Origin of the sequence: Candidatus Blochmannia ocreatus (assembly GCF_023585745.1) — a bacterium.
In the GTDB taxonomy this organism is placed as follows: Bacteria; Pseudomonadota; Gammaproteobacteria; order Enterobacterales; family Enterobacteriaceae; genus Blochmanniella; species Blochmanniella ocreatus.
Map to the genome: position 1 here is coordinate 147,597 of NZ_CP097762.1, position 15,358 is coordinate 162,954.

The following is a 15,358-nucleotide window of genomic DNA, read 5'->3' on the forward strand; positions in this document are numbered from 1 at the left end:
GGATGAATCATCGGTAATATACTAAAATGCATCATTATAATATAAAACGAATACATTTCATAGGTATAGGCGGCGCCGGTATGTGTGGTATCGCTGAAATACTAGTGCGTACCGGTTATTACGTTACTGGCTCTGATACTAAATATAGTAATATATTACAATATTTAAAAAGATTAGGCATCAAGATTTTTTTTACACATCACCGTAAAAATATAAATAATGCTGATGTTGTCGTTGTTTCTAATGCTATTCCTCCGAATAATCCTGAAATTTTATCAGCTAAAGAAAGATGTATTCCTATTATTAAACGTGCAGAAATGTTATCTGAATTAATGCGATTCAAATATGGTATTGTTGTATCGGGTACGCATGGAAAAACTACTACTACTACAATGATAGCGAATATTTATTCTGCAGCAGGATTAGATCCTACATGTGTAAACGGTGGGCTAATTAAGTCAGAAGGTACTTATGCGTGTTTAGGATATAGTCGTTATTTAATTGCGGAAGCAGATGAAAGTGATTGTTCATTTTTATGTTTATATCCTATAGTAGCAGTCATCACCAATATTGATATTGATCATATACAAGCATATAAAAATAATTTTGAACTTTTAAAACAAGCATTTGTCAATTTTTTACATAATTTACCATTTTATGGGTATGCTATAGTATGTATAGATGATCCAGCAATTCGTGACATTTTACCTAAAATAAAAAGAAAAATTATCACTTATGGTTTTAGTAAAAATGCTCATTTGCATATTTTTAATTATCGTCAATATATAAATAAAAGTAATTTTGTTATTCTACATCCTAGCCAAAAAAAATTACGTATTACATTAAATGCTCCTGGTCATCACAATGCGCTAAATGCAGCAGCTGCTGTTGCAGCTGCAACTATAGCAGGAATTGATGACCAAACTATATTAAAAACCATGTTGCATTTTCAAGGAACACATCGTCGTTTTGAAAATTTAGGTTATTATTCGTTAAAAAAAATAAACGGCAAAACTGGGAGTATTATACTTATTGATGATTATGGTCATCATCCAACTGAATTACAAGCCACTATTAAAACAGTTCGAACAGGTTGGCCTAATAATAGATTAATTATGATATTTCAACCTCATAGATATACGCGTACACAAATACTATACAATAATTTCGTTAAAGTCCTATCGACTGTAGATGTTCTTTTAATGTTATCAGTATATTCAGCTGGGGAAACACCTATTTTTGGAGCAGATAGTAAATCTTTATGTAACACAATTTATAAATGCAGTAAGATCCACGCTGTGTTTGTTCCTAATACACAAAAATTATCAGACACTTTAAATAAAATTTTACAAGATAACGATCTACTCTTAATTCAAGGCGCCGGTACTATTGGAAATATTATACGTAAGTTAATTATTAAAAACAATGATAATACAACATACTATATATAATCATTACGATACACGATGCTTCGCAAACAATTTTTATACTTGTGTGTATAAAATTAATTTTAAAACAATAAGTAACGCCATACCACAAAAATATGGAGATTAAATATAAACAAAATAAACGTATTTTAAATTTTAAACGTTATGTTAATTATCGATTGTTAATAACAGCTATTATTAGCTTAATAAGCATATATTTATGTATTATAAAAATAACTAAATTTCTTAATAATTTTGATTATTGTCCGATAACTTACGTAATAATAACTGGCCAGCGTCAGTATACTACTAATTCTATTATAAATCAAATAATAACACAATCAGGTCAATTAGGTACGTTTATAACACAAGATGTTAATATTATTCAAAAAAATATTGAATCTTTACCATGGATTCAACAAGTAAGTGTTAGAAAACATTGGCCAGACACATTAAAAATTAACATAATAGAATATATACCGTTAGCTTATTGGAATAATATACATATAATTAGTACAACAGGAGTTTTATTTGATTTGCCATTAGATTATCAAAATAATTGTTTAAAATTAATGCCATTATTATATGGAACCGAGGGCAGTGAAAAAACTGTATTAAACAATTATTTAATTTTTAATGCAATATTAAAATCTAGTAAATTTCAAATAAAATTAATAAAAATGGATGTCCGTTTTTCATGGACAATTGTTTTGGATAATAATATTCATTTAATATTAGGTCGAAATAATATTATAGAACAATTATATTTTTTTATTAAAATTTATCCCATTCTACTTAATAAAATTAATACGGAAAATAAATATATTGACTATATAGATTTGCGATATCATTCAGGTTTTGCTGTAAAATGGATTTCTAATTCTATAAAAACTACAATTTTTGAAAAGTAACATTTTTCACTTCAGGTCATTAAAATGATAAAAACTTCAGAAAAAAAATTACTAGTAGGACTAGAAATTGGGACAACTAAAGTCGTTGTAATAATAGGAGAGATTTTATCTGACGGTATAATAAATGTTATTGGATTAGGACATTGCCCATCACATGGTATGGATAAAGGAGGCGTAAATAATTTAGAATCAGTAGTAAAATGCGTGCAATATTCTATTAATTCAGCAGAAGCAATGGCAGGGTGTCAGATTTCATCAGTATACCTATCTTTATCTGGAAAACATATTAGTTGTAAAAATGAAATTGGTATGATTCCAATTTCTGAAGAAGAAGTAAAACAATCAGATGTAAATAATGTAGTACATATAGCTAAATCAGTAAAAATACAAGATGAACATCGTATATTACATGTCATTCCTCAAGAATATTCTATTGATTATCAAGAAGGCATAAAAAATCCAGTTGGATTATCTGGAGTCAGAATGCAAGCAAAAGTTCATTTAATCACTTGTCATAACGATATGGCTAAAAATATTGTCAAAACTGTAGAACGATGTGGATTACAAGTAGATCAATTAATATTTTCTGGATTAGCTTCAAGTTATGCTGTTTTAACAGAGGATGAACGTGAATTGGGCGTATGTGTTGTAGATATAGGCAGCGGTACTATGGATATAGCAATATATACCGCTGGTTCTTTAAGACATACTAAAGTGATTCCATATGCTGGAAATGTAGTAACTAGTGATATTGCATATGCTTTTGGAACTCCGGTGTCTGACGCAGAAGTGATTAAAATAAATCATGGATGTGCATTAGAATCTTTAATTAATAAAGGAGAAAACATAGAAGTACCCAGTGTTGGTGGCAGACCACCACGTATTTTGCAAAAACATATGTTAGCTGAAATAATTGAGCCACGATATTTGGAATTGATGATGTTGGTAAACAAAGAAATTTTACAATTACAATCACGATTAAAACAATTTAATATTAAACATCATCTGGCAGCAGGTGTTGTGTTAACTGGCGGAGCATCTCTTATAGATGGATTGGAAGCATGTGCAAAAAAAGTCTTTCGTACTCAAGTACGCATTGCTTCTGCTATAAAGATCAATGGAATGATAGATAACATTGTTAAGCCACAATATTCTACTGTCATTGGTTTATTACATTATGGAAAGGAATCTGGTCGGAATAATGAGATAGATATAGAGACAGGGATAACCATTAAAAATTGGATAAAAAAAATAAATGATTGGTTAAAAAAAGAATTTAAAAAATTTTGAAAATGATAAAATATATAAAATATTGCAAATTAATTTTGAGATAACCAAATTAATATGGAGAAAATTATGTTTGAACCAATAGAATTAACAAGCGATGCAATAATTAAAGTTATTGGTATTGGTGGGGGAGGTAGTAACGCAGTGGAACATATGTTACGCGAACATATTGAAGGTGTAGATTTTTTTGCTGTTAATACTGATGCCCAAGCTTTAAGAAAAATGACAATCGGTCAAACTATTCAGATCGGTAATTCTATTACTAAAGGGTTAGGAGCAGGAGCAAATCCAGAAATTGGTCGTAATTCTGCGGAAGAAGATCGTGATATATTAAAAACTACTATAGAAGGAGCAGATATGATATTTATTGCTGCAGGAATGGGTGGGGGTACTGGCACTGGAGCTGCACCTATAGTAGCAGAAATTGCTAAAAATTTGGGAATTTTAACTGTCGCTGTAGTTACTAAGCCTTTTAATTTTGAAGGAAAAAAACGTATGAATTTTGCTGAAAAAGGAATTTCTGAGTTATCTAAATATGTAGATTCCTTAATTACAATTCCAAATGATAAATTATTAAAAGTTTTAGGACGCGGTGTATCACTACTAGATGCATTTAGCGCAGCAAATGATGTATTAAAAGGCGCAGTACAAGGTATTGCAGAATTAATTACTCGACCAGGTTTAATGAACGTAGATTTTGCTGATGTACGTACAGTAATGTCAGAAATGGGATACGCTATGATGGGCGCTGGAATAGGATGTGGTGATGATAGAGCAGAGGAAGCATCTGAATTAGCTATTGCTAGTCCTTTACTAGAAGATATTGATTTATCTGGTGCACGAGGTGTATTAGTAAATATTACTTCGGGGTTAGATTTAAGATTAGACGAATTTGAAACTGTAGGTAACACTATACGTTCTTTTGCATCAGACAATGCAACTGTAGTGATAGGCACAGCTTTAGATCCAGATATAAGTAATGAATTACGTGTCACTGTAGTTGCTACAGGCATCGGCGTTGATACTCGTTTAGATACTAATTCTACTAAATTGTCTAATAGTAAAACTACAATAAAAATTGTTGGACAAAATCATTATCATAATAATCACAACTATGAAAATCAACGTGTGCCTAATTTTTTAAAAGAATCAAGACATAAATCATTAATTTCAAAACATCAAGATGACATATCATTAATTGATAAAGATATGGATTATTTAGATATTCCAGCTTTTTTAAGAAAACAATCTGATTAATTTTTAAACTATTAAATATATAAAATATGATAATATCAATTTTAATCTTATAAAGATTAAAGTATCTTCAAGGATATTGGTTAATATGATAAAACAAAGAACGTTGAAACGTGCTGTACAAGTTACTGGTATAGGTTTACATACTGGGAAAAAAGTTACATTAACTTTATATCCTACTTCAGCAAATACTGGCATTATTTATCGCCGAATTGATTTAGATCCTCCGGTAGATTTTCAAGTAAATATAAAATCAGTAGGTAGTACAGTGTTACGTACATGTTTAATAAATGAATATGGTGCGCAAATTTGTACTGTTGAACATTTAAGCGCCGCTCAAGCTGGATTAGGTATTGATAATATTATCATAGAACTTAATGCACCTGAAGTACCTATTATGGATGGCAGTGCTAGCCCTTTTGTGTATTTATTATTAGAAGCTGGCATTGAAGAATTAAATAGCGCAAAAAAATTTCTTAGACTTAAACAAGCTGTGCGTGTTGAAGATGGTGAAAAATGGGCAGAATTAAGACCATTTAATGGTTTTACATTAGATTTCACTATTGATTTTAATCATCCTGCTATACAAGTTAATACTCAGCATTTTTTTTTCAATTTTTCCTCTGCTGATTTTGTGCATAATATAAGTAGTGCGCGTACATTTGTATTTATGCGTGATATAAAGCATTTGCAATCCAATGGATTTGCTCTTGGCGGTAGTTTCAATTCTGCTGTGATAATTGACGATTATAAAGTACTTAACAAAGATGGTTTACGTTTTAATAATGAATTTGTTCGACATAAAATGTTAGATGCTATAGGCGACTTATTTATGTGCGGATATAATTTAATTGGCGCATTTATTGCTTTTAAATCTGGACATACATTAAATAACAAATTACTTAAAACTGTTTTATCATGTCAAGAAGCATGGGAAATTATAACATTTTCTAATGTATCTGATGTACCGATAAAATTTTAATATTTTTATATTAAAAAAATTTTGTCAAAATTATATATAATATAATTTTTTAAAATCTTTAAAAAAGATAACCAAAAATACAGATATTCTATTATATATCAAATAAAAAAATTAGTTTTTATTAAGTTATATCAACTAATATAAATTTAAATTTATAAATTTTAGTATAAATAAAAATAAACAATTTAATATTATAACAATTATTATTAATTCCTTTTATACATGAAATTTATGTGAAAACTAATACTTTTTATAAAGGAATTTAAGTTTTAAATAAAATAATTAAATAAATAATTATTAATACTTATTATAATTAACCTATATGGTTTAAGTATTAGAAATTTTTTGTAATTTATATTACATGCAACACATTGATAATATACAAACAGATATTTATATATTAGTATAAGTTTATATATATATTAAAACACATATTTTTATAAATAGACAGTAATGTTTCTTTTTGTAAAAGAAAATAATAGCATTTTTAATAAATCTATTTATATTAGTACCAATTAAAATACACATGTATATTAATACAATTAATATTTATTCTGTTAGAAATGTAAATAAATTGTATATTTACCCTATGAATATATAGTGATTTTATTATCATATACATAAATAAATTATAATAATCAGATCAAATATCATGAAAGCACCGTTTAAATGGTTTACTAGGGTTTTTAAAAATAGAAACGAGCGCACGTTATATCGTATAAAAAAAACAGTGGATATTATTAATCATATGGAAAAAAAAATAGAAAAATTCAGTGATAATCAACTTTTTTTGAAAACTAATGAGTTTCGAGAATGTGTTAAATCAGGCGTGACTCTAGAAACATTATTGCCTGAAGCATTTGCAATAGTGCGTGAAGCTATTAAAAGAGTATTTAATATACGTCTTTTTGATTCGCAATTATTAGGCGGTATAGTATTAAATAATCGTTGTATTGCAGAAATGCGGACAGGAGAAGGAAAAACTTTAACTGCTACTTTGCCTGCATATTTAAACGCTTTATGTAATAGAGGGGTGCATATTGTTACAGTAAATAATTATTTAGCACAAAGAGATGGAATGAATAATAAACCATTATTTGAATTATTAGGATTAACTGTTGGAATTAATTTATCAGGACAATCTGTTACTATGAAACGTGCTGCATATGCATCAGATATTACTTATGGAACAAATAATGAATATGGATTTGATTATTTGCGTGATAATATGGTATTTACCTCTGAAGAACGCGTACAAAGAGGTTTATATTATGCATTGATAGATGAAGTAGATTCTATTTTAATTGATGAAGCTCGTACTCCACTGGTTATATCTGGGCCATCAGACGATACTTCTTTATTATATTTAAAGATTAATGAATTAGTCTTTGGTATAATTCAAAAAAATCTTAATACTTTACAGAAAAAAAAGATTTTTTCAGTTGATGAAAAAGCTAGACAAGTTATATTAACTGAATATGGATTAGTTTTAATAGAAAAATTATTAATTCAATCTCATATCATGAAAAAAGGTGAGTCTTTATATTCATCAAATAATCTTATATTAATGCATCATGTAAATGCAGCATTTCGTGCACATATTTTATTTTCATGTGAAGTAGATTATTTAGTTAAAAATGGGGAAATATTAATCATTGATGAACATACTGGCCGTGCTTTGCCTGGTCGTCGTTGGTCTGATGGTTTACATCAAGCAATTGAGGCTAAAGAACATGTTACAATTCAAAATGAAAATCAAACGTTAGCGTCTATTACATTTCAGAATTATTTTCGTTTATATGAAAAATTATCTGGTATGACTGGTACTGCTAGTACCGAAGCATTTGAATTTCAATCAATTTATAAATTAAATACTGTTATTATACCTACGAATCGTCCTATGATTCGTAATGATTTGCCTGACATAATTTATATTACAGAATCTGAAAAAATTAATGCTATTGTTAATGATATTCAAGATTGTGTCAATCGAAAACAACCAGTATTAGTAGGAACAATATCAATTGATAAATCTGAAGTTATTTCTCGAGCTTTAAATAAAGCTGGTATTATCCATAAAGTTTTAAACGCTAAATTTCACGCTGCAGAAGCAGATATTATAGCCCAAGCGGGATATCCCGGTGCAGTAACTATCGCGACAAATATGGCTGGACGCGGCACTGATATTATATTAGGAGGAAATTGGCGTACAGAAATTTCTGCATTACATAAAAAAAATACAATAAAAATTGAAAAAATTAAATTTAATTGGAAAAAACGTCATGAAATGGTATTAAAATCTGGAGGATTACACGTTATAGGAACCGAACGACATGAATCGCGGCGTATTGATAATCAATTACGCGGACGTTCTGGAAGACAAGGGGATATAGGATCATCTAGATTTTATTTATCTATGGAGGATGGATTAATACGTATTTTTGCTTCTGATAAATTAGTTAATATGATAAAAAAACTAGGAATAACTTCTGGGGAAGCAATAGAGCACCCATGGATAACTAAAGCTATTGCACACGCGCAAAAAAAAGTAGAAAATCGTAATTTTGATATTAGAAAACAATTATTAGAATACGATGATGTAGCTAATGATCAACGTTGTATTATTTATGAAGAACGTAATAAACTATTATATATGTTAGATATAAGTAATATTATATGTAATATTCGTCGTGATATTGTTAAAAAAATTTTTGATACATATATTCCTGAACCAATTATAGATAATAAACAGAGTCTAATAAAATTAGAAACATATCTGAAAAAAGATTTCTATTTAACATTATCTTTTACTGAGTGGTTAGATGCAGACCCTTTATTATACGAAAAAAAAGAAGAATTACAACAAAAAATATTAGACAACATGATGCAACAACATAGATATGCTGAAAAATTAATTGGCTCGAAAACCATGCGTTCTATTGAAAAAAATATTATGCTAAGGACTCTTGATTCATTATGGAAAGAACATTTATCTTCAATGGATTATCTACGACAAGGTATTCATTTGAGAGGATATGCTCAAAAAGACCCTAAACAAGAATATAAACGAGAATCATTTACTATGTTTAGTAAAATGTTAGATCATTTAAAATATGAAGTTATTGGAGAAATTAGTAAAGTATCAGCACAATTTTATAAAAAAAATACAGCAGTAAATATGTCGTCTCATTCAAATAATATTAGTTCACAATATTTAAAGTTGCAATCTATGCAAGATAAATCTATATCTTTAAGTCACTCTGTGTATAAGGAACATTTTTTCACAAAAAACAATCAAATAAATCGTAATAATTTTTGCCCGTGTGGTTCAAATAAAAAGTTTAAAGAATGTCACGGGAAAATTACATATAAATATAATTAATTTATTTTAATATAAAAAATATAAACATTGTTATATGTTATGTAACAATTTTTAAAAATTATTTTCAATAATGAATTCTGTTTTATATAGAATATATTTTATCTAGTATTACACACATAATATATGTGTTGTATAATAAATTTTTTTAGATTAAAAGTATTTAATTTTACACAAAAATAATTATTGTGCTTTTATGAAACAAATTAATTTTAAATAAAATTATGTTATATAGAATGTTTTTGTGAAATTATTTTCATATAGTTTTGGTGTAATATAATAACGCGCTTTTTTATTGTTTCAACACTATTATTATTGTAAATCACATCATCAGCATAATTTAATCTATGTCTCCTAGAGACTTGAGAACGTATAATATTTTTTGCAAGTTCTAATGTAACTTTATCTCTATTAATAACTCTATTTAATTGAATACTAGCATGCGCATCTACTACTAATATACGATCTGCAATATTTTGTAAATTATTTTCTATTAATAAAGGTACTACCAATATTATATACTTTGATTTATTATGTGCTGAAACTATTTGTTTTTGTGTTTCATATCTAATAATTGGATGCAATAATTTTTCTAACCATTTTTTATTGCAAGCATCTAAAAAAATTTTTTTTTTAGAAAAAAACGATTCAGTGAGCCATTAGGCAATAAAACCTCAGGCCCAAAATGTTTACGTATTGTACACAACACAGCGCTTCCAGGAGCAGTAATTTTCTTAGAAATTAAATCAGTATCTATTATAGATATTGTTTTATTAGATATTTTGAAAAATATTTCAGATACAGTATTTTTCCCAGAACAAATTCCACCAGTTAATGCAATAATATAAGGCATATTCAAATTAAATTTATTATATGTTAATTTTTATTTAATATTTTATCTAGTAAATATTTATTATTTAGTTTTTATATATGATAATCACAATCAATTATATTGATAATTTGACTGCTATAAAAAATTAGAAATTTGATATTAAAAGTATTACAATGTGTTATACAAAACATTTAATACTGAAATATTATTAAATTTTTATAAGAAATTTATATGACAAAAGTCATATAAAAACTGTATATGATATTTGTATTAGTATGATGTTATCATATGTATGTAATACATATATTTTACACATATTTTTAATTACATCATCAAGGATGATATTACACAATTTTATTAATGGCAAATATTTATATATGTTTTTAAATCTTTAAAAGGAATAAGTATATGTCAAAATTATCTCATAGTAGTAGATCATCTTCTTTAAATGTATTGATAATTGCTGGAGTTACTCCATATGAATTAAAACCAAATGAAAAATATATGAGTCTTGATCAAATTATACATTTTAAAAAAATATTAGAAAAATGGAAAGATCAAATAAACAATAATATTGTCTATTACAAATCTTTATGTACTGCAGAACAAGAATCAATAAATTTTCCAGATCCAGTAGATAGAGCAGTACAAGAAGAAGAATTTAATATTAAATTACGTAATCAAGACAGAGAACGTAAACTTATTGAAAAAATTGAAAGAACTTTAAAAAAAATTGATAAAAATAATTTTGGGTTTTGTACTTCATGTGCAGTAGAAATAGGAATTCGTCGATTAGAAGCGCATCCAACAGCTGATTTATGTATTGATTGTAAAACCTTAGAAGAAATTAGAGAAAAACAAATGACTGGATAAAATATTTTATTTAAAAAATATACTTTACTATACAAATGAAAATTGCCTAATACATAGATTATTTCTATTTTTATAGCAATAGAGTAAATTAATATATATATGAATCATCATGGAACAATATATTTTAAAGTTATATTAATAATGTATTAAATATTTTGAATAAACTAATAATGAAATTTATATGCAAAAAATTTAATAAGACAGAACGTGTTTGGATAGGATTAGGAAGTAATTTATCAAATCCGAGAAAACAAGCAAACCGTGCAATATGGGCTCTTTCAACACTACCCATGACTCAAATAATAGCAGTTTCATCTTATTATTCTAGTAAACCATTAGGTAATAAAATACAACCAAATTTTTTAAATGCAATAATAATATTAGATACTGGTTTGTCTCCAGAAACATTATTAGATTATACGCAATATATTGAAAAACAGCAGGGACGAATAAGAACACCCAATACTATTGGGTCATGGCAATCACGTACATTAGATTTGGATATTTTATTATTTGGAAAATATACAATATATACAGATAATTTATTAATTCCGCATCATGGTTTATTTAGTAGAGAGTTTGTAATATATCCATTACTTGAACTAGATAAATATTTTGTTTTTCCAAATAATAAAATTATTACAGATTTTATAAAGATTATACCTAAGAATAATTTAATGCTTTGGAAAAATTAGATAGAAAGTATTATAAATGTAAAATCAAAATTGATTAATTTAAAATTAAAAAATTTATTTTTTTATATTTTAAAATAATATAAATATAATTTATGTATAAAAATACACTGATATTAATACAAATTAAAGATTTTTATAAAAAAATTTAATATTTAAAGTATTAAATATTAGTTTAATTAAATGGTTTGTATTAGTAAAAAAAATGATAAATTAATATAAATATTATTGGAATTTAAATTTTATAAAATTCTTAATAAAGAAATCTATATTCAAATTTTATATTATAAAAATAATATTTTCTTTTTTAGAAGATTTAATTAATATTTATTTATATGTTTTATTGTAAATAGTTTCTAGATATATTTATTAATATTTTTAAATAAATTAAAAATTATGAAAATATCAATGTTTTTGAAAATCCTTATAAAATCACTTTTCTTCTATAAGAAATAGCAGAATTAATGATTAATTATATCAACTTAATAAATACTGATAAACAATAATTATTTATAATTAATATTAGTTTCTAATATTTTTTAGCAATATTACTTTAAAATAAGTAAATATAATTTAATTGAAATATATTCTTATCATCTTACCAGCATAAATTTAATATTTAGATTTTTTTGCTATTTATTAAATAAGTGCAGCACAAAATACATTCCTAATATTTAGTAATATGCCAATAAGTCTTAATAAAAAATTTCAATTTTTCAGTATTAAATACTAACTATGAAATAGTAAATATTCAATTTTTATATTTATCAATAATTTTAAATAATTAATATTATTTATTGTAAGCAGTATAAATAGATGCAGCAGAAGCTATTGATTCGTATAAAGTTGGATGTGCATGAATAGTTAAAGTGATATCTTCCGCATCACATCCCATTTCTATGGCTAATGCTACTTCTCCTAATATCTCATCAGCATGAGAACCGATAATAGTACCTCCAATAATTCTATTTGTTTTTTTATCAAAAATTAATTTAGTCATACCTTCTTGACAATCTGCAGCAATAGCTTTACCAGATGCAATCCAAGGAAAAGTAGTAACTGCATAATCTATATTTCTTTCCTGGGCCATTTTTTCAGTATATCCAACCCATGCTACCTCTGGATCGGAATATATAATAGATGGGATTACTTTAGCATCAAAAAAACGTTTTTTACCACAAATAATATCTGCAGCTATATGTCCTTCATAAATACTTTTGTGAGCTAACATTGGATGACCAATAATATCTCCTACTGCGAAAATATGTGTCACGCTAGTACGCATTTGTTCATCTACAATAATAAAACCATGTTTATCTACATGAATCCCAATATTTTCAGCATTTAATAAATTTCCATTTGGAGCGCGACCAATTGCTACTAATAATACATCATAACATTGAGTATATTTTAATAAATTTTCTTGATTTTCCATTGTTACATAAATACCATCGTCTTTAGGTTCAATCATATCGACTTTAGTATTTAAAATTAAATTTATATTTTTACTAATTATTTTAGTAAAATAACTAATAATATCTTCGTCTAAATTTGATATGATTTTATCACACATTTCTACCATATCTATTTTTGACCCAAAAGCATGATATATTGTTGCCATTTCTAGCCCTATAGCTCCAGATCCTATAATTAGTAAACGTTTTGGTATCATTTTTAGTGATAAAGCATCAGTTGAATCCCAAATACGGGAATCCTTTTTAGAAAAACATGATAAAGGTATTGCATGAGATCCTGCTGCTATAATAGCTTTTTCAAAAGTTATATTAAGAATGTTTTGATCATTTTGTTCAACTTGAATAATATGACTATCGATAAATTTTCCAATTCCATTAATTATTTTAACGTTCTTTTTTTTTGCTATAATATTTAAACTATTTGATAATTGAGTAATAATTTTATTTTTCCAAACACGAGTTTTATCAAAATTACAATGTGTTTTTTCTAATATAATTCCATAGTTTTTTAAATTATTTTTTGTATTAATTAATTTAGCAACATGTAGTAATGCTTTAGATGGAATACATCCAATATTTAAACATACTCCACCTAAAGTAGGGTAACGTTCCACTATTGTTGTTTCCATACCTAAATCAGCACAATGAAAAGCAGCAGAATAACCGCCAGGTCCTGATCCTAAAACTAAAACCTGAGTTTTTATTTGTAAAATATGCATAATTTTTATAAACTCCTGAGTTTTCACTATAAAAATTTTATAGCAAATAATTTGAAATAATTTTTTCTTAAATATTGAAAAAATTATTTATTAGCAATGAAAAATAATTTCATTTTAAATATACTCACAATAGTTATAATTACATTGTAAATCACTAATATTGTATACGCTTTATTTTTAAAATATTTTAATAAAAAATTAACACATTTAAAGAGATAATAAACGTATATCAGAGATAATGTTATTAATAAGTGTAATAAATCTTGCTCCATCTGCCCCGTCAATGACTCGATGATCATATGACAAAGATAAAGGTAACATCAAACGTGGAACAAATTTTTTATCTATCCAAATTGGTTTCATAATAGCTTTAGATATACCCAAAATTGCTACTTCTGGCATATTGATAATCGGAGTAAACGCTGAACCACCTATTCCGCCTAAATTAGATATAGTAAAACTTCCCCCTTGCATGTCGGAAGGTGTTAATTGATTGTTAGAACGTGCTTTTTTTGAAAGATTTGATAGTTCTTTGGATAAAGAAATAACACCTTTTTTATTAACTTCGCGTAAAACGGGCACCAACAAACCTTTAGGTGTATCTACTGCAACTCCTATATTAATATAATCTTTTAAAATTAATTTTTGACCATCATCAGATAACGAACTATTAAATCTTGGGAATTCCTCTAATGCTTTAGCAACCGCTTTTATAACAAATATTAATAATGTAATTTTACAGTCTACTGTGTTCTTTGCAAGCTCAATGTTTTGTTGTTTGCGAAAAATTTCTAGATCGGTTATATCAACTTCATCAAATTGTGTTACATGCGGTGCCATCACCCAATTTCTGTGTAAATTTACACCAGAAATTTTTCTGATTTTATCTAATGTTATAATGGTGACATTACCAAATTTACTAAAATCTATTTCTGGTAAAGAAAAATGAGAGAATAATTTACGCAATGATATTGTCGGCGTATAATCAACTTCTTTTTTTAAAATATTTTTATTTAAATAATTGTGAATATCTTCTTTTAATATACGTCCTTTACGTCCCGTGCCTTGAATTTTAGATAAATTTACTCCAAAAATACGAGCCATATGACGTATCAATGGTGTCGCATGTATTATTTTATTCGAATCTAAATTAATACACACATTACGATGATTTATAACTTTGCAATCTTCTGTATTATGCCTAATATCTTGGGTGGGTATAAAATCAACAGTGGATTCAGTAGTATCGTTCTGATAATTAATGTTAGAAATTTTAGTATTTTTTTCTATATTATTCAATGATAAAATTAAAGAACCGGTATGTACTTTTGTCCCGACTTGAATATGAATTTCAGTAACTGTTCCAGAACAAGGAGCCGGTATTTCTATAGAAGATTTATCACCTTCTATTACAATAAGCGGCTGATTAATACTAACTTTATCTCCAATTTTCACCATTATTTCTGTAACTTCTAATTCATCTGCACCAATATTTGGTGTATTGATCTTTATTGTCATTATGCTATC

The 15,358-nt window shown here is 26.6% G+C and carries 10 protein-coding genes and 1 pseudogene; 8 read left to right on the forward strand and 3 right to left on the reverse strand.

Going from position 1 to position 15,358, the window contains the following annotated elements:
• The first annotated feature begins 26 nt into the window (after nt 1–26).
• The 6 genes from murC to secA all read left to right on the forward strand — a co-directional run bounded on the left by murC (nt 27) and on the right by secA (nt 9,243).
• Nucleotides 27–1,451, forward strand: a complete 1,425-nt coding sequence (gene murC, locus M9405_RS00615) for a UDP-N-acetylmuramate--L-alanine ligase (RefSeq protein WP_250223355.1) — start codon at nt 27–29, stop codon at nt 1,449–1,451.
• A 92-nt stretch (nt 1,452–1,543) separates the two neighbouring features.
• Nucleotides 1,544–2,338: an FtsQ-type POTRA domain-containing protein gene (locus M9405_RS00620; RefSeq protein WP_250223356.1), complete on the forward strand. Its 795-nt coding sequence runs from the start codon at nt 1,544–1,546 to the stop codon at nt 2,336–2,338.
• A gap of 24 nt (nt 2,339–2,362) precedes the next feature.
• Nucleotides 2,363–3,628 carry a cell division protein FtsA gene (gene ftsA / locus M9405_RS00625; RefSeq protein ID WP_250223357.1) on the forward strand — a complete coding sequence of 422 codons (1,266 nt, stop codon included), beginning with the start codon at nt 2,363–2,365 and terminating at the stop codon, nt 3,626–3,628.
• 66 nt (nt 3,629–3,694) lie between these two features.
• Nucleotides 3,695–4,882 carry a cell division protein FtsZ gene (ftsZ, locus tag M9405_RS00630; RefSeq protein WP_250223540.1) on the forward strand — a complete coding sequence of 396 codons (1,188 nt, stop codon included), beginning with the start codon at nt 3,695–3,697 and terminating at the stop codon, nt 4,880–4,882.
• Between the two features lie 85 nt (nt 4,883–4,967).
• Nucleotides 4,968–5,861, forward strand: a complete 894-nt coding sequence (lpxC, locus tag M9405_RS00635; protein WP_250223358.1) for a UDP-3-O-acyl-N-acetylglucosamine deacetylase — start codon at nt 4,968–4,970, stop codon at nt 5,859–5,861.
• Between the two features lie 652 nt (nt 5,862–6,513).
• Nucleotides 6,514–9,243 carry a preprotein translocase subunit SecA gene (secA, locus tag M9405_RS00640; protein ID WP_250223359.1) on the forward strand — a complete coding sequence of 910 codons (2,730 nt, stop codon included), beginning with the start codon at nt 6,514–6,516 and terminating at the stop codon, nt 9,241–9,243.
• Nucleotides 9,244–9,467: 224 nt separating this feature from the next.
• On the opposite strand, the pseudogene coaE reads toward secA, so the two are convergent.
• Nucleotides 9,468–10,093: pseudogene (gene coaE, locus M9405_RS03235) on the reverse strand (dephospho-CoA kinase).
• 387 nt (nt 10,094–10,480) lie between these two features.
• Here coaE and dksA point away from each other — a divergent pair.
• Nucleotides 10,481–10,945: an RNA polymerase-binding protein DksA gene (dksA, locus tag M9405_RS00655; protein ID WP_250223362.1), complete on the forward strand. Its 465-nt coding sequence runs from the start codon at nt 10,481–10,483 to the stop codon at nt 10,943–10,945.
• A gap of 170 nt (nt 10,946–11,115) precedes the next feature.
• A complete protein-coding gene (folK, locus tag M9405_RS00660; protein WP_250223363.1) occupies nt 11,116–11,640 on the forward strand; it encodes a 2-amino-4-hydroxy-6-hydroxymethyldihydropteridine diphosphokinase in 525 nt (174 codons plus the stop codon).
• Between the two features lie 787 nt (nt 11,641–12,427).
• Here folK and lpdA read toward each other — a convergent pair.
• On the reverse strand, nt 12,428–13,831 hold the full coding sequence (gene lpdA, locus M9405_RS00665) for a dihydrolipoyl dehydrogenase (protein WP_250223364.1): 1,404 nt from the start codon (nt 13,829–13,831) through the stop codon (nt 12,428–12,430).
• A gap of 207 nt (nt 13,832–14,038) precedes the next feature.
• Nucleotides 14,039–15,349 (reverse strand): 2-oxo acid dehydrogenase subunit E2, encoded by a 1,311-nt coding sequence (locus tag M9405_RS00670; RefSeq protein WP_250223365.1) that lies wholly within the window; start codon nt 15,347–15,349, stop codon nt 14,039–14,041.
• Nucleotides 15,350–15,358 lie beyond the last annotated feature (9 nt).

Coding starts and splice junctions, on each gene's coding strand:
- ftsZ (WP_250223540.1), top strand. CDS start 3,695: ATGTTTGAACCAATAGAATTAACAAGCGATGCAATAATTAAAGTTATT.
- secA (WP_250223359.1), top strand. CDS start 6,514: ATGAAAGCACCGTTTAAATGGTTTACTAGGGTTTTTAAAAATAGAAAC.
- lpdA (WP_250223364.1), bottom strand. CDS start 13,831: ATGCATATTTTACAAATAAAAACTCAGGTTTTAGTTTTAGGATCAGGA.
- murC (WP_250223355.1), top strand. CDS start 27: ATGCATCATTATAATATAAAACGAATACATTTCATAGGTATAGGCGGC.
- lpxC (WP_250223358.1), top strand. CDS start 4,968: ATGATAAAACAAAGAACGTTGAAACGTGCTGTACAAGTTACTGGTATA.
- dksA (WP_250223362.1), top strand. CDS start 10,481: ATGTCAAAATTATCTCATAGTAGTAGATCATCTTCTTTAAATGTATTG.
- folK (WP_250223363.1), top strand. CDS start 11,116: ATGAAATTTATATGCAAAAAATTTAATAAGACAGAACGTGTTTGGATA.
- M9405_RS00670 (WP_250223365.1), bottom strand. CDS start 15,349: ATGACAATAAAGATCAATACACCAAATATTGGTGCAGATGAATTAGAA.
- ftsA (WP_250223357.1), top strand. CDS start 2,363: ATGATAAAAACTTCAGAAAAAAAATTACTAGTAGGACTAGAAATTGGG.
- M9405_RS00620 (WP_250223356.1), top strand. CDS start 1,544: ATGGAGATTAAATATAAACAAAATAAACGTATTTTAAATTTTAAACGT.